Origin of the sequence: Pseudomonas viciae, assembly GCF_004786035.1 — a bacterium.
GTDB classification, from domain to species: Bacteria; Pseudomonadota; Gammaproteobacteria; order Pseudomonadales; family Pseudomonadaceae; genus Aquipseudomonas; species Aquipseudomonas viciae.
Genome location: NZ_CP035088.1, coordinates 1,888,993 through 1,907,691, shown reverse-complemented (window position 1 = coordinate 1,907,691; position 18,699 = coordinate 1,888,993). Strand labels below are relative to the sequence as shown.

At 60.8% G+C, this 18,699-nt stretch carries 21 protein-coding genes; 10 read left to right on the top strand and 11 right to left on the bottom strand.

Translation table 11 applies throughout. The features are described from left to right. The first annotated feature begins 64 nt into the window (after window positions 1–64). A complete protein-coding gene (locus tag EPZ47_RS08785; protein WP_178084303.1) occupies window positions 65–919 on the top strand; it encodes a LysR substrate-binding domain-containing protein in 855 nt (284 codons plus the stop codon). Here the strand turns inward: EPZ47_RS08785 and EPZ47_RS08780 are convergent. Beyond that, window positions 909–1,676 (bottom strand): sulfite exporter TauE/SafE family protein, encoded by a 768-nt coding sequence (locus tag EPZ47_RS08780; RefSeq protein ID WP_420825045.1) that lies wholly within the window; start codon window positions 1,674–1,676, stop codon window positions 909–911. The genes EPZ47_RS08785 and EPZ47_RS08780 overlap by 11 nt on opposite strands. Before the next feature lie 129 nt (window positions 1,677–1,805). Here EPZ47_RS08780 and EPZ47_RS08775 point away from each other — a divergent pair, with 129 nt between their 5' ends. The 3 genes from EPZ47_RS08775 (at window position 1,806) to EPZ47_RS08760 (ending at window position 4,129) form a co-directional block, all read left to right on the top strand. Continuing rightward, window positions 1,806–2,267, top strand: coding sequence for a MarR family winged helix-turn-helix transcriptional regulator (locus EPZ47_RS08775; RefSeq protein ID WP_135844417.1), 462 nt, complete (start codon window positions 1,806–1,808; stop codon window positions 2,265–2,267). 393 nt (window positions 2,268–2,660) lie between these two features. Continuing rightward, window positions 2,661–3,080 (top strand): organic hydroperoxide resistance protein, encoded by a 420-nt coding sequence (locus tag EPZ47_RS08765; RefSeq protein ID WP_135844416.1) that lies wholly within the window; start codon window positions 2,661–2,663, stop codon window positions 3,078–3,080. 35 nt (window positions 3,081–3,115) lie between these two features. Then, on the top strand, window positions 3,116–4,129 hold the full coding sequence (locus EPZ47_RS08760) for an alpha/beta hydrolase (RefSeq protein ID WP_135844415.1): 1,014 nt from the start codon (window positions 3,116–3,118) through the stop codon (window positions 4,127–4,129). Between the two features lie 207 nt (window positions 4,130–4,336). Here EPZ47_RS08760 and EPZ47_RS08755 read toward each other — a convergent pair whose 3' ends face one another. Beyond that, on the bottom strand, window positions 4,337–4,906 hold the full coding sequence (locus EPZ47_RS08755) for an elongation factor P (RefSeq protein WP_003199385.1): 570 nt from the start codon (window positions 4,904–4,906) through the stop codon (window positions 4,337–4,339). A 48-nt stretch (window positions 4,907–4,954) separates the two neighbouring features. Continuing rightward, entirely contained in the window at window positions 4,955–6,088 is a 1,134-nt protein-coding gene (earP, locus tag EPZ47_RS08750) for an elongation factor P maturation arginine rhamnosyltransferase EarP (RefSeq protein WP_135844414.1), read from the bottom strand. Between the two features lie 121 nt (window positions 6,089–6,209). Between earP and EPZ47_RS08745 the strand changes: the two genes are divergently transcribed. Together EPZ47_RS08745 and EPZ47_RS08740 are read left to right on the top strand one after the other, a co-directional pair. Then, window positions 6,210–6,596 carry a cytochrome b/b6 domain-containing protein gene (locus tag EPZ47_RS08745; protein WP_135844413.1) on the top strand — a complete coding sequence of 129 codons (387 nt, stop codon included), beginning with the start codon at window positions 6,210–6,212 and terminating at the stop codon, window positions 6,594–6,596. 2 nt (window positions 6,597–6,598) lie between these two features. Continuing rightward, a complete protein-coding gene (locus tag EPZ47_RS08740) occupies window positions 6,599–7,081 on the top strand; it encodes a GreA/GreB family elongation factor (protein WP_135844412.1) in 483 nt (160 codons plus the stop codon). Between the two features lie 12 nt (window positions 7,082–7,093). Here EPZ47_RS08740 and cysB read toward each other — a convergent pair whose 3' ends face one another. The 4 genes from cysB to EPZ47_RS08720 all read right to left on the bottom strand — a co-directional run bounded on the left by cysB (window position 7,094) and on the right by EPZ47_RS08720 (window position 10,656). Beyond that, a complete protein-coding gene (gene cysB, locus EPZ47_RS08735; protein ID WP_003199376.1) occupies window positions 7,094–8,068 on the bottom strand; it encodes an HTH-type transcriptional regulator CysB in 975 nt (324 codons plus the stop codon). 110 nt (window positions 8,069–8,178) lie between these two features. Continuing rightward, on the bottom strand, window positions 8,179–8,679 hold the full coding sequence (locus EPZ47_RS08730) for a universal stress protein (RefSeq protein WP_135844411.1): 501 nt from the start codon (window positions 8,677–8,679) through the stop codon (window positions 8,179–8,181). 96 nt (window positions 8,680–8,775) lie between these two features. Then, the gene (locus EPZ47_RS08725) at window positions 8,776–9,681 is read right to left on the bottom strand and encodes a 5'-nucleotidase (RefSeq protein WP_135844410.1); all 906 of its coding nucleotides are present in this window, start codon (window positions 9,679–9,681) and stop codon (window positions 8,776–8,778) included. Between the two features lie 21 nt (window positions 9,682–9,702). Further along, window positions 9,703–10,656: a putative 2-dehydropantoate 2-reductase gene (locus tag EPZ47_RS08720; protein WP_135844409.1), complete on the bottom strand. Its 954-nt coding sequence runs from the start codon at window positions 10,654–10,656 to the stop codon at window positions 9,703–9,705. A gap of 268 nt (window positions 10,657–10,924) precedes the next feature. On the opposite strand from EPZ47_RS08720, the gene EPZ47_RS08715 reads away from it, so the two are divergent. Next, entirely contained in the window at window positions 10,925–12,001 is a 1,077-nt protein-coding gene (locus tag EPZ47_RS08715; protein ID WP_003183777.1) for a 3-deoxy-7-phosphoheptulonate synthase, read from the top strand. Window positions 12,002–12,086: 85 nt separating this feature from the next. Here EPZ47_RS08715 and EPZ47_RS08710 read toward each other — a convergent pair whose 3' ends face one another. Next, window positions 12,087–12,368: a GNAT family N-acetyltransferase gene (locus EPZ47_RS08710; protein WP_003183779.1), complete on the bottom strand. Its 282-nt coding sequence runs from the start codon at window positions 12,366–12,368 to the stop codon at window positions 12,087–12,089. A 635-nt stretch (window positions 12,369–13,003) separates the two neighbouring features. Between EPZ47_RS08710 and oprI the strand changes: the two genes are divergently transcribed. Then, a complete protein-coding gene (gene oprI / locus EPZ47_RS08705; RefSeq protein WP_003199355.1) occupies window positions 13,004–13,255 on the top strand; it encodes an outer membrane lipoprotei OprI in 252 nt (83 codons plus the stop codon). A 122-nt stretch (window positions 13,256–13,377) separates the two neighbouring features. Here oprI and EPZ47_RS08700 read toward each other — a convergent pair whose 3' ends face one another. From EPZ47_RS08700 to EPZ47_RS08690, 3 genes are all read right to left on the bottom strand, one after another. Then, window positions 13,378–14,349, bottom strand: coding sequence for a L,D-transpeptidase family protein (locus EPZ47_RS08700; protein WP_135844408.1), 972 nt, complete (start codon window positions 14,347–14,349; stop codon window positions 13,378–13,380). Window positions 14,350–14,521: 172 nt separating this feature from the next. After that, window positions 14,522–14,815, bottom strand: coding sequence for a hypothetical protein (locus tag EPZ47_RS08695; RefSeq protein WP_003199347.1), 294 nt, complete (start codon window positions 14,813–14,815; stop codon window positions 14,522–14,524). Between the two features lie 56 nt (window positions 14,816–14,871). Beyond that, window positions 14,872–15,477 carry an arylesterase gene (locus EPZ47_RS08690; protein WP_135844407.1) on the bottom strand — a complete coding sequence of 202 codons (606 nt, stop codon included), beginning with the start codon at window positions 15,475–15,477 and terminating at the stop codon, window positions 14,872–14,874. A gap of 10 nt (window positions 15,478–15,487) precedes the next feature. On the opposite strand from EPZ47_RS08690, the gene EPZ47_RS08685 reads away from it, so the two are divergent. Continuing rightward, window positions 15,488–16,171 carry an ABC transporter ATP-binding protein gene (locus tag EPZ47_RS08685; RefSeq protein WP_135844406.1) on the top strand — a complete coding sequence of 228 codons (684 nt, stop codon included), beginning with the start codon at window positions 15,488–15,490 and terminating at the stop codon, window positions 16,169–16,171. Continuing rightward, window positions 16,171–18,675: an ABC transporter permease gene (locus tag EPZ47_RS08680; RefSeq protein ID WP_135844405.1), complete on the top strand. Its 2,505-nt coding sequence runs from the start codon at window positions 16,171–16,173 to the stop codon at window positions 18,673–18,675. The genes EPZ47_RS08685 and EPZ47_RS08680 overlap by 1 nt, the downstream gene beginning before the upstream one ends. The last annotated feature ends 24 nt before the right edge of the window (window positions 18,676–18,699 follow it).

Here is an 18,699-nt window from a genome sequence, read left to right as displayed (position 1 = left end):
CACGCTAACGCTAAGATCAATCCAACGAATGTTTCTTATGCAATACATCTCGGAGATTGATCAATTGTCGAGTTACCCGAGCATCGATACCGAAGTACTGCGCACCTTTGTCGCCATCGCTGACCAGGGCGGCTTCACTCGGGCCGGTGAGTTGGTCAATCGCACGCAGTCGGCCGTCAGCATGCAGATGAAGCGGCTGGAAGAAGATGTGCTGCAGCGCCGGCTGTTCGAGCGCGACGGTCGCCAGGTCAAGCTCACCGCCGAAGGCCAGGTGCTGCTGGGTTACGCCCGGCGGATCCTCAAACTGCACAGCGAGGTGTTCAATACCCTGCGCGAGCCGCACATGGTCGGCACGGTGCGCATCGGCACGCCGGACGATTATGTGATGCGGTTCCTGCCGGGGATCCTCCAGCGTTTCGCCCAGTTCTACCCGCTGATCGAAATTGAAGTGCACTGCGAATCGTCCAAGCAGCTGCTGCAGCGCCAAGACCTGGACCTGTCCATCGTCACCCGTAAACCGGGGGACGAAATCGGCCAGTTACTGCGCAAGGAACGCTTTGTCTGGGCCGAAGCCGCCTGCTTCAACGTCCATGAAAAAACACCGCTGCCACTGGCGATGTTCAACAGTGACTGCTTCTGTCGGCAATGGGCCTGCAATGCGCTGGATGCCATGGGCCGCGATTATCGCGTGGCGTACAACAGCTCCAGCTTGTCGGCGCTCATGGCAGTGGTGGGCGCGGGCCTGGCGATCACCGCACAACTGGAAAGCCTGTTGCCCGCGGACATGCGCGTGCTCGGCGAAGCCGAAGACCTCCCGGAGCTGCCCGAGGCCAGCATCATGTTGATCCGCAACCTGCATAATCCGTCGCCGATCACCGAGTGCCTGGCCGAACACATCGTCGAAGGCTTCAAACTTTAAAGGCGAGCAGCACCGCGCAGACCACCAGGAAACCGCAGAACAGCCCGCGCAGCAGTCGCTCCGGCAGCGCGTGGGCAACTTTCACCCCCCAACTGATGCTCAGCAGGCCACCGACCGCCAGCGGCAGGCCGATACTCCAGTCCACCTCGTGATGAAACGCATAAGTGGCGAGGGTCACGCCGGTACTGGGCAAGGCCAGCGCCAGGGACAAGCCTTGGGCAACCACCTGGGTAGTGCCGAACACACTGGTCAGGATCGGTGTCGCGACAACGGCCCCACCCACACCAAACAAACCGCCCATGGTCCCGGATGCCGCTCCCAACACGGCGAGCCATGGCCAGCCATAACGCATCTGCGCCGACACGGGGGCAGTGGCCGCGAACATTCGTACAAGGTTGTAGATCGTCAAGGCAATCAGGAACGCCACGAAGCCAATACGCATGCTTTCTGCATCAATACCCACGGCCCAGATCGAACCCAACCAGGCAAAGCAAAAACCCATGCAAGCCAGCGGTAGCACATGGCGCAACTCGAGGCGATTGCGCTGGTGATAGCGCCACAACGCGAGCATCACGTTGGGTACCACCATGACCAGGGCCGTACCTTGGGCGAGTTGCTGGTCGAGGCCGAACCAAACGCCCAGCACCGGAATTGCAATCAAGCCGCCACCAATGCCGAACAATCCCCCAAGGGTGCCTAACACGGCACCGAACGCCACAAAAATTACAAATTCGATCACAGACGATTCCCCTTTCATCAGGACGCTTATCCTACGCAGTCGGCGCCAGCGGGGGAACGTAACATCTGATCAGAACGTCAAAATTATCTGGCGCATTAAAGGTTCGCCCGCTAGATTTGTCACGATCATTGATTGAAGGTTTTTGCCATGAGCACCCCGCGCGACACCCCCGAAGCCTGCGAAGCCCTGTTGCTCGACAACCAGGTCTGTTTCGCCCTGCACTCCACATCGCTGCTGATGACCAAAGTCTACAAGCCGCTGCTACAGGCCCTCGGCCTGACTTATCCGCAATACCTGGCGATGATGGTGTTGTGGGAAAAGGACGGATTGACCGTCGGTGAAATCAGCACACGCCTGCTCACTGACCCCGGTTCGCTGACCCCGCTGCTCAAGCGCCTGGAAGCCGAAGGCCTGCTGAGCCGCACCCGCAGCCGTGAAGACGAACGCGTGGTGATTGTCGAACTCACCGCACAGGGCCGCGCCCTGCAGCAAAAGGCCCTCGACATCCCCCAATGCATCCTCGCCGCCAGCGGCCAGACCCTGGAGCAGTTGAAAAAACTGCAACTGGACCTGCAGGCACTGCGCGGGAATTTGCAGGGCAGCCTCTGACTTTCCCTGTGGGAGCGATGCTCCCACAGGTACCTGAGTCAAACCCAAACGCTGTGAACACCACAAATCCAATGTGGGAGCGGGCTTGCTCGCGAAGGCGGCGGCACATCCTGAATTATCTCTGACTGACCCACCGCTTTCGCGAGCAAGCCCGCTCCCACAGGAGAATTGTGGCGAGCCTGAATGTTGCGTTCAGCCTGGCGTCACTGAAAAAAATTCAACCCTCTGAAACAGCTCTAGCTCAAGGGTTACACGCCCTTTCAGCTTCTCAAACTCAACTCATTTCGAAAATTTAACTTGCGCGCAAAATATTAGCGCTATACATTCGCTTCACACCTACTTAGCGCGCAAACATTTAGCGCGAAAACACCAACCCAAAGCGAGGCTCTCACCATGCAAACTCTCTACACCGCAATCGCAACCTCCACCGGCGGCCGTGACGGTCGCGCAATCTCCAGCGACAACATCCTCGACGTCAAACTCGCCACGCCCAAGGAACTCGGCGGTGCCGGTGGTGCGGCGACCAACCCTGAGCAACTGTTCGCCGCGGGCTACTCGGCCTGCTTCATCGGCGCGCTGAAATTCGTTGCCAGCCAAAGCAAACGCAAAATCCCCGACGACGCCTCGATTACCGCCCATGTCGGCATCGGCCAGATCCCCGGCGGTTTCGGCCTCGACATCGACCTGCATATCAGCCTGCCAGGCCTGGAGCAGACCGACGCGCAAAGCCTGGTGGATGCGGCTCACCAAGTCTGCCCGTACTCCAACGCCACCCGCGGCAACGTTGATGTGCGCCTGCACGTCACCGTCTAACCACCCACCTTGGACCCGAACTTAAGGAGATGCACATGAACACGCTCAGCAAAGCCCTGACCGGCACCCTTCTCGCGCTCAGCGTCAGCAGCGCCTTCGCCGACGGCATCGTCGAACACAACACCCAGGCGTTTCTCGATGCGCTGAATGCCGGCACCGGCAAGCCATTGGAGCAGCTGTCGCCCAAGGACGCCCGCGCCGTCCTGGTCGGCGCCCAGGCAGGTGTGAAACTGACCTTGCCCAAGGCTGACGTCAGCGAGAAAACCATCCAGGTCGATGGCCAGCCGATCAGCCTGACCATCGTCCGGCCGGCCGGGGTCAAGGGTGAGCTGCCCGCGTTCATGTTTTTCCACGGCGGCGGTTGGGTCCTGGGAGACTTCCCGACCCATGAACGGCTGGTTCGGGATCTGGTGGCGGGTTCGGGCGCCGTCGCGGTGTTCGTCAACTACACGCCCTCACCCGAGGCGCACTATCCGGTGGCGATCAACCAGGCTTACGCCGCGACGAAATGGGTGGCCGAACACGGCAAGCAAATCAACGTCGATGGCAAGCGCCTGGCCGTGGCAGGCAACAGCGTCGGTGGCAACATGGCGGCCGTCGTGGCGCTGATGGCCAAGGACAAAGGCACGCCGGCGATCCGTTTCCAGGCGCTGTTGTGGCCGGTGACCGACGCCAGCTTCGAGACCGCGTCCTACAACCAGTTCGCTGAAGGACATTTCCTCAGCAAAAACATGATGAAGTGGTTCTGGGATAACTACACCACCGATGCCGGGCAGCGTAACGAGATCTATGCCTCGCCGTTGCGGGCCACGACCGCACAACTCAAGGGCCTGCCGCCAGCGTTGGTACAGACCGCCGAGGCCGATGTGTTGCGCGATGAGGGTGAAGCCTATGCCCGCAAACTGGACGCGGCCGGGGTGCCCGTCACCGCCGTGCGCTATAACGGCATGATCCACGACTACGGTTTACTCAACGTGGTGAGCCAGGTGCCAGCGGTGCGTTCGGCGATGTTGCAGGCGTCCGAAGAGCTCAAGCAACACCTGAAGTGACTGCAGGCCAAAGCCTTTGTGGCGAGGGCTGTGGGAGCAAGACTTGCCCGCGATGAAAGCGACGCGGTGCCTCTGGAACCGAGGTGCCTATATCGCGAGCAAGCTTTGCTCCCACACAAGCTCCCGCTGTCCCCCGGTCTAACAGGAGACAGTGCAAATAAAAAAGCCCGACTCAATGGTCGGGCTTTTTCATACACAAGACTTCGCTTATTTAGCGCGGCCTTTGTAGGAACCGCCTTCGCGGGTATCGATCTCGATCATGTCGCCGATTTCGATGAAGTCAGCAACCGACAGCTCGGTACCGTTCTTCAGCTTGGCAGGCTTCATCACCTTGCCGGAAGTGTCACCGCGAGCGGAGCCTTCGGTGTAGTCAACCTGACGCACGATGGTGGTCGGCAGCTCTACGGAAACCAGGCGCTCTTCGAAGAACACGGCTTCGCAGACGTCGGTCATGCCTTCTTCGATGAACGGCAGAACGCTTTCGATGTCTTCGGCGTTCAGCTCGTACATGGTGTAGTCAGTGGTGTCCATGAACGTGTAGGTGTCGCCGCTGATGAAGGACAGGGTCGCTTCTTTGCGGTCGAGGATCACGTCGTCCAGTTTGTCATCGGCGCTGTAGACGATCTCGGTCTTGTAACCGGTCAGCAGGTTCTTCAGCTTGGTCTTCATGATCGCGCTGTTACGACCCGACTTGGTGAACTCAGCTTTCTGAACCAGCCAAGGATCGTTTTCGAGACGGATCACGGTCCCGGGTTTCAGTTCTTTACCAGTTTTCATTGCGAATATCCGAATTTGGATGGGATTTACAAAAATCTAGGCCGCGTATCATATCCAATTTCCATAAAACTTCACCAGCGCTGCGGCAAGATCGGCTCGCGAGGCCTGTTCCAGACACCACGCCTGGGCATGCTCGGCCAGTTCCTGCTGCTCTTGGCGGGTGGCTTTCCAGTGTTCGGTCATGTCCTGGCCGGCATTCCAGGCCCGCCAAAGACCGCTGATCGCTTTTTGCGCCGCCGGCGAAAGCCCCTGGGTATAGAGCCTGAGAAATGCCTCGAGCTTTTCCAGATGAACGTCTTCTTCCTGCTGATAGATGTGCCAGAGCAGCGGTCGACCGGCCCACTGGGCGCGCACAAAGGAGTCTTCGCCACGCACGGCGTTGAAGTCGCAGCACCACAATAGTTGATCGTACTGATCCTGCCGGACGAACGGCAGTACCTGCACCGTCAGTGCGCCGCGCCGATGCAGCGCCCCCACCTTCAGGCCATCGACCCCAAGCCAACGCTCGACATCGCCCAGTACCCGCCCTTCGGGCACCAGCACGTGAAATGCCTGGGTATCGGCTGCCATGGCGTCGAACCAACTCGCCAGCCCGGCGTTTTCGTAGGCAAACAGCGAAATCAGACAGGCATCCGCCTCCCGATCGACACCCAACCCTTGCAGGAATATTCGTTGCGCCTGGGCATTCTGTTGAAATTGCCGACGGCGCTCCAGCAGACCTGCCTCACGCAGCAGGCCACCTGTCCCCGCCTGGAAGCCGGGGAAAAAGAAGTACTTCTGCACATGCTTGTATTTGACCGACGGCAAGCCATGGCAGCCGACCACCCAATCCTCGGCGCTCAGATAATCGAGGTTCATCCACAATGGCGTGGTCTGGCGCTCGGCCATTGCATCCATGTAGGCGCTCGGCAACTGACAGGCAAACGCAGCGATCACCACATCAGCCGCCTCGGTAGGCAACCATTCCTTGGGCCAGTGACGCACCTGCACGCCTTGCTGCCATTGCTCGCCGAGGCTGACGTCGATTTCCGGACACAGCCGTTCGAAGGCCCGCAGGTCATCGACCCATAACCGCACCGTGCATTGATGCTCGGCTACCAATTGCCGAGCCAGGCGCCACGTAACGCCAATGTCGCCAAAGTTATCGACGACGGTGCAAAAAATATCCCAACGCACGGTCATTCCCGACTCCTTGTGGCAAAGCTCCGATTGTCCCGAATAAACCGATGATGCAGAAGAGCCGACGGCGATTAATCTTCATGCGACAATCATCGCCTCCCCGTGCCCCTGCCAGGATGCAGCCATGCCTGATCACCCGCCAGCCCCGCGTCTCTCAGCCTTGCAATTGACCGTCAGCGTTGCCCTGGGCCTGTGGCTGGGGTTCCTCGCCATCGTGTTGACCGGCTGGCTGCTGTCCAGATTCCCGTTCAACGAACAACTGGCCCCGGTGGCCGCCGCCGTCCATCAACTGGCGCAACCACCGGCCGTGCAACCGCCCCCCGAACCGCCAACGCCGATGTTCGAGCAGTATCAGCAAAACCTGCAAAGGAACGAGCAGCGCCAGGCGCTCGATCAGGTCCGTAGCAACCCGCGCAACCTGTCCAACCCCAAGTGCCAGTTCTGGTTGCAACAGGACCAGAACGCGCCCAGCGAAAAAAGCCGCGCCAACGTTTTGCAATTCTGTGAATGATCATGAACAAACAGACCGTCCACCAGTTGATTCTCGACAAGCTCAAGATTGATCTCGACATCGCCGAGCGCGCCGCGCAGACCGCCTACGAAACCGCGACCCACGAGGAAAACATCGCCGAGAACAAGTACGACACCCTGGGCCTGGAAGCGTCTTACCTCGCCGCCGGACAAGCCAGGCGCGTGGAAGAAATCCGCCAGGCCCTGACCCTTTGCCAAAACCTGACGCTCAGGCCATACGACGATCAGCGCGGCATTCAGGTGGGCACGTTGATCGGGCTGGAGGACGAGGAGGGTCGCCAGCAATGGCTGTTTCTGGGGCCCGATGCGGCGGGGTTGAAGGTTTCGCTGGTGGGACAGCCGATCACGGTCATCACCCCTCGCTCGCCACTGGGCCGAGGCCTGTTGGGCAAATTCGAAGGGGATGAGGTGGAGATCGTCGTAGCGGGCGCCCGGCAACAGTTCGCTGTCACCGAGGCGATCTAGAAGGGTTGGGCCTTAGTGCACCGGCAGTTCGACACCGTCGAACAGCTCTTCGAGTTCCTGCTTGTTGTGGCACTGGATGGCCTTGGCCATGACTTCCCGGGTCAGGTGCGGGGCAAACTTCTCGATGAAGTCGCACATGAAACCGCGCAGAAAGGTGCCACGACGGAAGCCGATCTTGGTCACGCTGGACTCGAACAACTCGCTGGCATCCAACACCACCAGGTCACTGTCGAGCTTGGTGTCAACGGCCATTTTCGCCACGATGCCCACGCCCAGCCCGAGGCGAACATAGGTCTTGATCACGTCGGCGTCGGCGGCGGTGAACACCACTTTCGGAGTCAGGCCGCGATGGCTGAAGGCTTCGTCGAGTTTCGAACGGCCAGTGAAACCAAATACGTACGTGACGATCGGGTACTCGGCCAAGGCTTCGAGGGTCAGCTTTGGCAGCTTGGTCAGCGGGTGGCCCTGGGGCACGACGACGCAGCGGTTCCAGCGATAGCACGGCATCATCACCAGGTCACCGAACAGCTCCAGGGCCTCGGTGGCAATGGCGAAATCCACCGTACCGTCGGCAGCCATTTCGGCGATCTGCATCGGCGAGCCCTGGTGCATGTGCAGCGCCACGTCCGGGTATTGCTTGATGAAGTTGCTGATCACCGGAGGCAGCGCATAACGGGCCTGGGTGTGGGTGGTGGCAATCGACAGGGTGCCTTTTTTCTCGTTGGAGAATTCCTGGGCGATCTGCTTGATGCTTTCGACCTTGCGCAGGATCTCGCCAGCCGTGGTGATGATGCGCTCACCGGCCGGGGTCACGCGGGTCAGGTGCTTGCCGCTGCGGGCGAAGACTTCGACGCCCAGTTCATCTTCCAACAGGCGGATCTGCTTGCTGATGCCGGGTTGCGACGTGTAGAGACTTTGGGCAGTAGCGGAAACGTTGAGGTCGTGGTGCGCCACTTCCCAGATGTAGCGCAGTTGTTGAAGCTTCATATGTATCCCTCAAAGCAGTTGGACGCCACGGGCATCAGCGACGGTATATAACTATATGGAAGGTTTAGACAATAAATCTAGAACTTTTTATAAGACACTATTATTTAGCCTCAAGCCTCCCCCTGCCGTCGGCGCTGCACCAACGGCACCAGGTAGACCGGCACCCGGGATAACTGCAATACCCGTGCGGCGGTCCTACCCAAGGGGCTCTCGCCACTTGCTCCCTGGCAATGGCTGCCGACGATCAGCAAATCGACGGAGAGTTTCGCAGCCTGTTCGAGAATGACTTGCGAAGGATCGCCCTGGTACACCCTCACCGACTTGATCAGCTTCAAGTCCTGCTGCCCCTCCCCCAACTCCTCTCGAAAGCTGTCGAGCACCCGCTGTTCGATATTGGCCATCACCGTATTCAGACCCTGGCTATGGAATTCGTTCAGCGCCTGCTCATCGAGATAGCTTTGCAACACCGATTCGGCGAACAGCCCCATCGGTTCCACCGCATGCACTACATACAACTCGGCTTCAAACGTCCGTGCCAGCGCCAAGGCATGCTGCATCACATAGGGGGCATAGAGCCCCAGGTCTGTGGCGTACAGCATCGAACGAATCATGTGACCTCCTCGCGTGCCAAGATGGCGGAGATTGATTCAGCTTAGCAGTGCCTAGAGGAGCGTGACGTGCGGTGTAACGTCCTGAACAACGGGCAGTTAGAGCTTCACTTCATTACTGATGCCATGGGGCACGTGCCCCGTGGCGACCACCTCGCGGGCCAGTTCGCAGTGGCCCGTCTGATCGTCGAAAAACACATCGGCGGCGAAGGCTTCGAGGAACGCCGACTTGGTCAGGCCGCCGAGAAACAGCGATTCGTCCAGGCGAATATCCCACTCGCGCAACGTGCGGATGACCCGCTCGTGCGCTGGCGCCGAACGGGCAGTAACCAAAGCCGTGCGGATCGGACAGGCGTCCTCGGGAAACTCGCGTTGCAGCGCATTGAGCGCCGCCAGGAAACCCTTGAACGGTCCGCCTCGCAACGGCTCGCGTGCAGCCTGGCGCTCGCTGGCCTGGAACGCTTCCAGACCACCGGTCTGGTAGACCCGCTCGGACTCATCGGAAAACAGCACCGCATCGCCGTCGAAGGCGATGCGCAATTCTTCGCTGGCGGCGCGGCTGGCGCCACCCGACAGAATGGTCGCCGCGGCAAACCCGGCATCCAGTGCGCTGCGCACATCCTCGGCATGAGTGGACAAAAACAGGTCGCAACCGAACGCCTTGAGGTAAGGATAAGGACTGCGCCCACCGACGAACGCCGCACGGGAGATCGCCAGGCCATAGTGATGAATCGAGTTGAACACGCGAAGACCGGTATCGGCACTGTTGCGCGAGACGAGGATCACCTCGACCCGGGCCCGGCCCAAATGTTCGTTGAGGTTCAACAGCTTTTGCACAAGGGCGAACGCGTCCCCGGGGGCCAGGACTTCGTCTTCATGCTCGATCTGGTATTGCCGATAGGCCTCGACACCGCTGGACAGATACACCTTGTGGCTTTCACTCAAATCGAAAAGCGCTCGCGACGAAATCGCCAGCACCAGTTTGTCGTCGATGTTATTTGCCATGTCGCTTCCCCTTTCGCCCGATCAGCGGTTGCGTCGATCGATGAACGCCAACGCCTGATACAAGGCTTCGATTTTCGGCAGCTCACACCCCACAGCTTTCGCCGCCGCCAATGGCCGGCCGTAGATCGCCTCCAGCTCCAGCGCACGTTTGTGGGAATAGTCGTGATACATGCTCGGCCAGTAGTCGGGCATCTTTTCGGTCATCGCGAACAGATACTCGGCGTAGCCCGGCGCAACATGGTGGCCGCACGCCTGGGCGCCGCGCACCACTTCCCCCATCAGCGCCTGGATCAATCCACGACTGTGATCGTCAGCCATCAACGGCGTGGTGCTGGCGCCCAACAGCACCGAAAGGCCGTTGTACGGCACGTTCCACACCAGTTTCTGCCAACGGGCCTGTTGCAGGTCAGGCATGGCTTGGGAGTCGATACCGGCACTGCGGAACAGCCCCGCCCCTTGCTCGACAATCGCCATGCGCTCAGCCTGATGATTGCAAGGACCACTGTGATACCCAATGTTGACCGCGCCAAGGGCCTGGTGGGCGATGACGCCGGGGCCAACACGATGCACGCAGATCAGGCACAGGCCGCCCAGCAAATGCAGAGAGTCCGGCAGCAACGGGCGAAGCTCGTCCTCGACATCCAGGCCGTTCTGCAGCAACAGGACTTTTGCACCGTCAGCGGCAGCCTGGATGATGGCCGGGGCCAGGTCGGCATTGCTGGTGGTCTTGGCGCCGACCAGCAACCAGTCGCAAGGCGGCATGTCGGCCGCCGAGCGATATGCCTGGGCCGGATTGAGGGTCAGCGCGCCATGAACCGCGCTGTCGACCTGCAGGCCGCCGTCGGCCACGGCACCAAATTCGCTGCGCAGCAAGAAGTGCACGTCGAAACCAGCGCGCGCCAGCATCACGCCGTAGAATCCGCCAATCGCCCCCGTGCCGATCATCCCGATCCGCGGTTTAACGCCTGCCTGCATCTTTGCAACCTCCTCTGGTAAACGGCCCCTGCACACTATCAGCGTGAGCGGCGCGCCGCGCAATCTTCATTACATCCGCTCACGAATCTCTTGCAGCCCCCCCTTAAAGGCTTTTACCCAGTCAATAGGGGATTAAACCCGCCCTTGCCCATTGTCGAGCAGCCTCGTAACGCGATAAGGTTCGGCTCCCCGACGCGCTTAAAATCCGCTGTGCACCGCCGCGCGGGGATCGCTGGCGGCCGGCACCCGTGACCTGACGAGTAACACGATGGCTGATTTACCGATCAACGACCTTAACGTCGCCTCCAACGAGACCCTCATCACGCCTGACCAGCTCAAGCGCGATATTCCCTTGAGCGATGCTGCCCTGCGCACCGTGACCAAGGGCCGGGAAGTCATTCGCAACATTCTCGACGGCACCGATCATCGCCTGTTCGTGGTCATCGGGCCCTGCTCGATCCATGACATCAAGGCCGCCCACGAATACGCCGAGCGCCTCAAAGTGCTGGCCGCGGAAGTCTCCGACACCCTGTACCTGGTGATGCGGGTGTATTTCGAAAAGCCGCGCACCACCGTCGGCTGGAAAGGCTTGATCAACGATCCGTACCTGGACGACTCCTTCAAGATCCAGGACGGCTTGCACATCGGCCGCCAATTGTTGCTGGACCTGGCCGAAATGGGCCTGCCCACCGCCACCGAAGCCCTGGACCCGATCTCCCCGCAATACCTGCAGGACCTGATCAGCTGGTCGGCCATCGGCGCGCGCACCACCGAATCCCAGACCCACCGCGAGATGGCCTCCGGCCTGTCCTCGGCCGTGGGCTTCAAGAACGGCACCGACGGCGGCCTCACCGTGGCGATCAACGCCTTGCAGTCGGTTTCCAGCCCACATCGTTTCCTGGGTATCAACCAGGAAGGTGGCGTGTCGATCGTCACCACCAAGGGCAACGCCTACGGCCACGTGGTACTGCGTGGTGGCAACGGCAAGCCGAACTACGACTCGGTCAGCGTCGCCCTGTGTGAACAGGCGCTGAACAAGGCCAAGATCAAGCCGAACATCATGGTCGACTGCAGCCACGCCAACTCCAACAAGGACCCGGCGCTGCAACCGCTGGTGATGGAAAACGTGGCCAACCAGATCCTGGAAGGCAACCAGTCGATTATCGGCCTGATGGTCGAAAGCCATCTGAACTGGGGCTGCCAGGCGATCCCCAAGGATCTCGCCGACTTGCAATACGGCGTCTCCATCACCGATGCCTGCATCGACTGGAGCGCAACCGAGAACACCCTGCGTAGCATGCACGCCAAACTCAAGGACGTGCTGCCCAAGCGCCAGCGCAGCTGATCGGCCTGCTTCAACGCATAAAAAGCAACGCATAAAAAAACGCCGGGCTTTTCAGTCCGGCGTTTTTATTGGGGAATCCGTTGTGTCAGAGCTTCGCCGCGTGCCGTTGGTGACGCTCCATGTAGCGCTCCACGTAGGAGCAGGATGGGATCACCGTGTAGCCCATTTCTTCGGCATACTGCAACGCCCTTTCGGTCAACGCCGCCGCAATGCCTCTGCCGCGCAAGGCGTTGGGCACGAAAGTGCGATAGATATCCAAGGTCTGTTTGCCCAGGTCCATATAGGTCAGATAAGCACGATGACCGTCCACATTGGTCTCGAACTGATGACCAGCCTGGTCATGGTGGATGGACAACGCCTCGCTCATCACTACTCCTCGCGGGTCTGAATGCTGACCCCTACCTTACCGATGTTTTTCCGGCGAAGGAACATCTACGCCACCCCGTGCCTGTCTGGTCACCGAGCGTCAAAAACCCAGCCGCTCAAACCCGAGCACGTCGTGAATAGTAGGCACCAATGACGCAAATGCTCAAGGCACGCCCGTCATTGAAGGGGAAACCCTCTCGGGTTTATCGATTGAGCGCCACCGTCGTGCGGTAGTCGGCCAAGGTGCAATAGCTGAACATCGCCAGTTGTTGAGTCTTGAGACGAGCGCCCGTTATTAAAGTCACCGCCAATAACCAATAAAGATGCTTGAGGCATTGAGCAAATTTTGTACAAAAGTGCATCTGAATCAATAAACAACGACGTTAGCGCGGGTTGGAAGTGTTCTCCTGCAAGCGGAACTTTCCTTCATCCGCGCGCTCCCGCCAGGGGCTCGAGGCTGTATATTTTTCAAACAATCCTCAGAAAAGTTGCTCGAAAAAGAATCACCGCCTACAATTTTTTTGCTTCTTGCGCTACGTCAGTTTACTTACTACGAGTAATGGGTAGTATGTACGCCGGCTAACTCCTCAGTCTGAGGAGACAGTCACTAATAGAAAGTCCTTGAAGGGGAACACGATGAACAACGTTCTGAAATTCTCTGCTCTGGCCCTGGCCGCAGTTCTGGCTACCGGTTGCAGCAGCGCATCGAAAGAAACCGAAGCACGTCTGACTGCTACCGAAGACGCAGCAGCTCGCTCCCAGGCTCGTGCAGACGAAGCTTACCGTAAAGCTGATGAAGCTCTGGCTGCTGCTCAAAAAGCACAACAGACTGCTGACGAAGCTAACGAGCGTGCTCTGCGCATGCTGGACAAAGCTAGCCGCAAGTAATAGTCCTTCGGGATTGTTATCGAGCCGACCCATTTTTGGGTCGGCTTTTTTTTGCCCGGTGTTTACCCAGGCAATAAAAAACCCGCCGACGTCGCAAAACATCGGCGGGCTCTAATCAGCCTTTATTGCTGCAGATCAAGCGGTGCACTTGAGACCATCGGTGCGGAAGTACTCGGAACAGCGATCTCGACTGGCAGGCCGTCTTCGGCAGCCACCACGTCACGCACCACATCCCAGTTCATGCGTTGGTTACTGGTAATGTCTTCACGCTTGAGCATCGCGTTGATCACCGCGGTGTGCTTGTCCACCACCGACGGGTTGCCCTTGTCGTCCAGCGGTGTATGGGCTTCCAGGTAAACCTTGCCACCGCTCAAACCCAACTTGTACGGGTCGTTGATGATCCGCACCGAAGTGCCTACCGGCACCATGCCGGCCATTTCCAGGACGTTGTTGTTGAACATCCGGAAGCAACCATGGCTGGTGCGCATGCCAATACCGAACTTTTTGTTCGAACCATGGATCAGGTAGCCCGGGGTGCCCAAAGTGAACTTGAACGGCCCCAGCGGATTATCAGGGCCAGCCGGCACCACGTTAGGCAGCGGGTCGCCGTCGGCGGCATGCTCGGCCTTGATCGAGGCCGGCGGGGTCCAGCTCGGGTTCGGGGTCTTGGCGATGATGCTGGTGTGGGCGATCGGCGAACCCCAGCCTTCCCGACCAATCCCCAGTGGGAAGGTGTAGACCACGTTGCGGCCTTTGGGGAAGTAGTAGAGACGGTACTCGGCGAGGTTGATCACAATACCCTGGCGCGGGCCCGGCGGCAGAATGAACCGGGTCGGCAGCACGATCTCGGTGCCGGCGCCCGGCAACCACGGATCCACGCCCGGGTTGGCGGCGACCATCTCGGTATAGCCCAGGTCGTAGGCAGTGCCCAGGTCGGCAAAGGTGTCTTCGTATTTGGCCTTGATGACCTGCACCTGGCCGATGATGTCTTCACCCGGCGGTGGCAGGGGCAGCTCCAATGCTGCAACGGGGCCAGCCATACACAGGGCGGCAAGAGACAAGCAGCGGGCGACGGCAGGCAAGCGCGGCAACATCCGGAAATCCTTCGCAAAACGAACAGAGGGTATGAAAACGGCGATTGTACACCGCCACCTGTTATTTCGGGGAGGGCGGCAATGAGGCGTCCGATGCGCAGCATTTTTTGAGGCATTCACCGGATTGGCATCCACCACAAACTCCTGTGGAGGCGGGCTTCGAATCAGTGCGCTACAACTCGAACCGCAACTCCGGCCAGATCGGCGAGGTGCCGCGTTTCTGCGACTCCAGAATCGCCCGGCACAATGAACACAGGCGATGATCCTGGAAGATCTTGCGGTCGACACTCGACCATCGCGGCTGGGCCGGTAGCAGGCTGCCGCAGAGGGTCCGGTCGGCCGAGCCGCCGAGTTCCAACTGCCGGGTCACCAGATGCACCCGCACTTCCTGGCAGGCGAACAGGTCCAGCTGCTCGTCAGGCTCGATCAGTTGGTAGGCAAACAGGGACCAGGCGGGACGCGGCATCAGGGGCTCCAAATCGGGGGCGCCACATTAGCCGAAAGACCGCCTGTAGAAAAGCGTCAAAGCAGCGGTTTGAGCGTCGGCCAGACATTTTCCAGCAACTTGCCCTGGGCCGCGACGGACGGGTGCAGGCCATCGCCTTGCATCATCCCGGGGACACCCCCGATGTCCTTGAGGAAAAACGGCACCAGCGGCACCTGTTTCTCCTCGGCCAGAGTGCTGTAGACCCGGGCAAAGGCATCGGTGTATCGACGCCCATAGTTGGGCGGCAGTTGCATGCCCAGCAACAGCACCTTGGCACCGCTGGCGCGGGAGCTGTCGATCATCGCTGCAAGGTTTTGTTGCAATTGTGTTGGCGGCTGTCCGCGCAAGCCATCGTTGCCCCCCAACTCGAGGATCACCAGTTCCGGTTTATGGGCTGCAAGCAGCGCTGGCAGGCGCGCCTGGCCTCCCGCGCTGGTGTCGCCACTGATCGATGCATTGATCACTTTGTCGTCGAAACCCTCGGCCTTGAGCCGTTGCTCGAGCAACGATACCCAACCTTGCCGGGTATCCAGGCCGAAAGCCGCGCTGATACTATCGCCAACGATCAGGACTGTACCCGCCGCTGCGTTCTGGGCCATGCACATCAAGGCCAGGCCGGCACTCAAAAACCACACACGCATCGGATTCTCCATGGGCTCAAGCATTCTCACCGCGAAGGACCTTAGCAAAGTGGTTCCCAGCGCGGAAGGTGAACTGACCATCCTGCACGAACTCAGCCTGGAACTGAACAAGGGCGACAGCCTGGCCATCGTTGGCGCATCAGGTTCCGGCAAATCCACCCTCCTGGGCTTGCTGGCCGGCCTCGACCTGCCCAGCAGCGGCGAAGTGACCCTCGCCGGCCAGGCCCTCAGCACGCTGGATGAAGATCAGCGGGCGCGGATTCGTGCCGAACATGTCGGTTTTGTCTTTCAGTCGTTCCAATTGCTCGACAGCCTCAACGCACTGGAAAACGTCATGCTGCCGCTGGAACTGGACGGTCGCCGCGACGCTCGCGAACGCGCCACGGAATTGCTGCAGCGGGTCGGCCTGGGCCAGCGCCTGACCCACTCGCCCCGCCAGCTCTCCGGTGGCGAGCAACAACGCGTGGCGATCGCCCGCGCCTTTGCCGCCGAGCCCGATGTGCTGTTCGCCGACGAGCCCACCGGCAACCTCGACAGCCACACCGGCGAGCGCATCAGCGATCTTCTGTTCGAGCTGAACAAGGAAAGCGGCACGACCCTGGTGCTGGTCACCCATGATGAACGCCTGGCCCATCGCTGCCGGCGCCTGATCCGACTTGAAGCGGGCCAGATGGTCGCGCCCCTGGAGCCTTGATGGCACGTTTGCCGCTGTTGCGCCTGTTCAGTCTCGCTGTCCGTCAATTGCTGCGCGATGCCCGCGCCGGCGAATTGCGCGTATTGTTCTTCGCCCTGTTGGTGGCGGTGGCGGCGAGCACCGCCATCGGTTATTTCGGTGCCCGCCTCAACGGCGCGATGATGATGCGCGCCACCGAATTCCTTGGCGCCGACCTGCTGCTCGAAGGCAGCTCGCCCGCCCGTCCCGAACAAATCCGCAGTGGCACCGAGCTGGGCCTGGAACATGCCCGGGTCGTGGAGTTTTCCAGCGTCGTCGCCACCGACAATGGCATCCAGCTTTCCAGCGTCAAGGCCGCCGACGACATCTACCCACTGCGCGGCGAACTGAAAAGCGCCCCTGCACCATTCGCCCCGGAAGAAACCGGCGGCCGACCGAACCCTGGCGAGGCCTGGGTCGAAGCACGGCTGCTGACGGCCCTGGACCTGAAGATCGGCGACAGCATCGACGTCGGCAATCAAACCCTGCGCCTGAGCCGGGTGCTGACGTATGAACCGGATCGCGCCGGTAATTTCTACAGCCTTACACCCCGGGTCCTGATCAACCTCAAGGACCTGGACGCCACTGGCGTGGTGCAGCCCGGCAGCCGCGTCAGCTATCGCGACCTGTGGCGCGGCCCGGCGACCGCACTGCAGACCTACCGCGACCTGATCAAGCCGGGCCTGGAGGCCAACCAGCGCCTGCAGGATGCCCGCGACGGCAACCGGCAGATCGGTGGTGCCCTGGGCAAGGCCGAGCGCTACCTGAACATGGCCAGCCTGGTGGCGGTGTTGCTGTCCGGCGTCGCCGTCGCGCTCTCGGCCAATCGCTTTGCCACCCGGCGTTTCGATGCCAGCGCCCTGCTGCGCTGCCTGGGTCTGTCACGCCGGGAAACCATGGTGTTGTTCAGCCTGCAATTGACCATATTGGGCCTGCTGGCCAGCATCAGCGGCGCCCTGCTTGGCTGGATCGCCCAGTTGGGCCTGTTCGCCCTGTTGCATGACTTGTTGCCCACCACCGTACCGCCGGGTGGCCTGCTGCCGGCGATCGCCGGGATCGGCACCGGGCTGGTGGCGCTGGCGGGGTTCGCCCTGCCGCCACTGGCCGCGCTGGGCCGGGTACCGCCGTTGCGCGTGCTGCGCCGGGACATGCTGCCGATCCCTTCCAGCTCCTGGGTGATCTACGGTGCCGCATTGGGTGCCCTTGGCCTGATCATGTGGCGTCTGAGCCTGGACCTGGTACTCACCTTCGCCCTGCTCGGTGGTGGCGTCGTGGCGGCGCTGGTCCTCGGCGGCCTGCTGCTGTTGCTGCTCCAGAGCCTGCGCCGCATGCTGGCCCGCGCCTCATTGCCCTGGCGACTGGGCCTCGGTCAGTTGCTGCGCCATCCCTTGGCGGCGGCCGGACAGGCACTGGCATTCGGCCTGATTCTGTTGTCCATGGCGCTGATCGCGCTGTTGCGCGGCGAATTGCTGGACACCTGGCAAAACCAGTTGCCGAAAAATGCCCCGAACTATTTCGCCCTGAACATCCTGCCCAACGACAAGCAGGCCTTCACCGACAAGCTGCTGGCGTTGTCGGCGCAATCGGCGCCGCTCTACCCCGTTGTCCCGGGGCGGCTGATCAGCATCAACGGCGAACCGGCCAAGGAGTTTGTCACCAAGGACTCGGCGGGCGACCGGGCGCTGCAGCGCGACCTGAGCCTGACCTGGGCCGCCGACCTGCCGCCGGGCAATGTCGTCACGGCCGGGACCTGGTGGTCGCAGCAACCAACGGACGATATTCCAGGGGTTTCGGTAGAAGGCAAAGTGGCCGAGAACCTCAAGATCAAGTTGGGCGATCGCCTGGTCTTCAGCGTAGGTGGCGTCAACCGTGAAGCGAAGGTCACCAGCCTGCGAGAGATCAACTGGGACAACTTCCAGCCTAACTTCTTCATGATCTTCCAGCCGGGCACGCTGAAGGATCTACCAGCCACCTACCTCACCAGTTTCTATCTGGCGGCCGGTCACGACCAACAGATTGTCGACCTGGCCCGATCCTTCCCGGCGGTGACGATCCTGCAGGTCGAAGCCTTGCTGGAACAACTGCGCAGCATCCTGGCCCAGGTGACGCTGGCCGTGGAGTATGTGTTGCTGTTCGTGCTGGCGGCGGGGATGGCCGTGCTCTTCTCCGGTCTACAGGCCACCCTCGACGAACGGATTCGCCAAGGTGCGCTGCTGCGTGCCCTGGGCGCCGAGCGGCCATTGCTGGTCAAGGCCCGGCGCATCGAGTTCGGCTTGCTGGGTGCGGTCAGCGGCCTGCTCGCGGCCCTGGGGTCGGAACTGGTGAGCCTGGTGCTCTACCGTTACGCCTTCGACCTGCCCTGGCATCCGCATCCGTGGCTGCTGGTATTGCCGCTGGTGGGCGCCTTGCTGATCGGCGCCGCCGGCGTGTTTGGCACCCGTCGTGCGCTCAATGCCAGCCCGCTGACAGTGTTGCGCGAGGGTTGATAGACTCCGACTTCACCCTGACAA

Excerpts from the sequence above, each read along its gene's own strand:
- EPZ47_RS08780 (WP_420825045.1), bottom strand. The coding sequence starts at position 1,676 with ATGAAAGGGGAATCGTCTGTGATCGAATTTGTAATTTTTGTGGCGTTC.
- EPZ47_RS08775 (WP_135844417.1), top strand. The coding sequence starts at position 1,806 with ATGAGCACCCCGCGCGACACCCCCGAAGCCTGCGAAGCCCTGTTGCTC.
- EPZ47_RS08765 (WP_135844416.1), top strand. The coding sequence starts at position 2,661 with ATGCAAACTCTCTACACCGCAATCGCAACCTCCACCGGCGGCCGTGAC.
- EPZ47_RS08760 (WP_135844415.1), top strand. The coding sequence starts at position 3,116 with ATGAACACGCTCAGCAAAGCCCTGACCGGCACCCTTCTCGCGCTCAGC.
- EPZ47_RS08755 (WP_003199385.1), bottom strand. The coding sequence starts at position 4,906 with ATGAAAACTGGTAAAGAACTGAAACCCGGGACCGTGATCCGTCTCGAA.
- earP (WP_135844414.1), bottom strand. The coding sequence starts at position 6,088 with ATGACCGTGCGTTGGGATATTTTTTGCACCGTCGTCGATAACTTTGGC.
- EPZ47_RS08745 (WP_135844413.1), top strand. The coding sequence starts at position 6,210 with ATGCCTGATCACCCGCCAGCCCCGCGTCTCTCAGCCTTGCAATTGACC.
- EPZ47_RS08740 (WP_135844412.1), top strand. The coding sequence starts at position 6,599 with ATGAACAAACAGACCGTCCACCAGTTGATTCTCGACAAGCTCAAGATT.
- cysB (WP_003199376.1), bottom strand. The coding sequence starts at position 8,068 with ATGAAGCTTCAACAACTGCGCTACATCTGGGAAGTGGCGCACCACGAC.
- EPZ47_RS08730 (WP_135844411.1), bottom strand. The coding sequence starts at position 8,679 with ATGATTCGTTCGATGCTGTACGCCACAGACCTGGGGCTCTATGCCCCC.
- EPZ47_RS08725 (WP_135844410.1), bottom strand. The coding sequence starts at position 9,681 with ATGGCAAATAACATCGACGACAAACTGGTGCTGGCGATTTCGTCGCGA.
- EPZ47_RS08720 (WP_135844409.1), bottom strand. The coding sequence starts at position 10,656 with ATGCAGGCAGGCGTTAAACCGCGGATCGGGATGATCGGCACGGGGGCG.
- EPZ47_RS08715 (WP_003183777.1), top strand. The coding sequence starts at position 10,925 with ATGGCTGATTTACCGATCAACGACCTTAACGTCGCCTCCAACGAGACC.
- EPZ47_RS08710 (WP_003183779.1), bottom strand. The coding sequence starts at position 12,368 with ATGAGCGAGGCGTTGTCCATCCACCATGACCAGGCTGGTCATCAGTTC.
- oprI (WP_003199355.1), top strand. The coding sequence starts at position 13,004 with ATGAACAACGTTCTGAAATTCTCTGCTCTGGCCCTGGCCGCAGTTCTG.
- EPZ47_RS08700 (WP_135844408.1), bottom strand. The coding sequence starts at position 14,349 with ATGTTGCCGCGCTTGCCTGCCGTCGCCCGCTGCTTGTCTCTTGCCGCC.
- EPZ47_RS08695 (WP_003199347.1), bottom strand. The coding sequence starts at position 14,815 with ATGCCGCGTCCCGCCTGGTCCCTGTTTGCCTACCAACTGATCGAGCCT.
- EPZ47_RS08690 (WP_135844407.1), bottom strand. The coding sequence starts at position 15,477 with ATGCGTGTGTGGTTTTTGAGTGCCGGCCTGGCCTTGATGTGCATGGCC.
- EPZ47_RS08685 (WP_135844406.1), top strand. The coding sequence starts at position 15,488 with ATGGGCTCAAGCATTCTCACCGCGAAGGACCTTAGCAAAGTGGTTCCC.
- EPZ47_RS08680 (WP_135844405.1), top strand. The coding sequence starts at position 16,171 with ATGGCACGTTTGCCGCTGTTGCGCCTGTTCAGTCTCGCTGTCCGTCAA.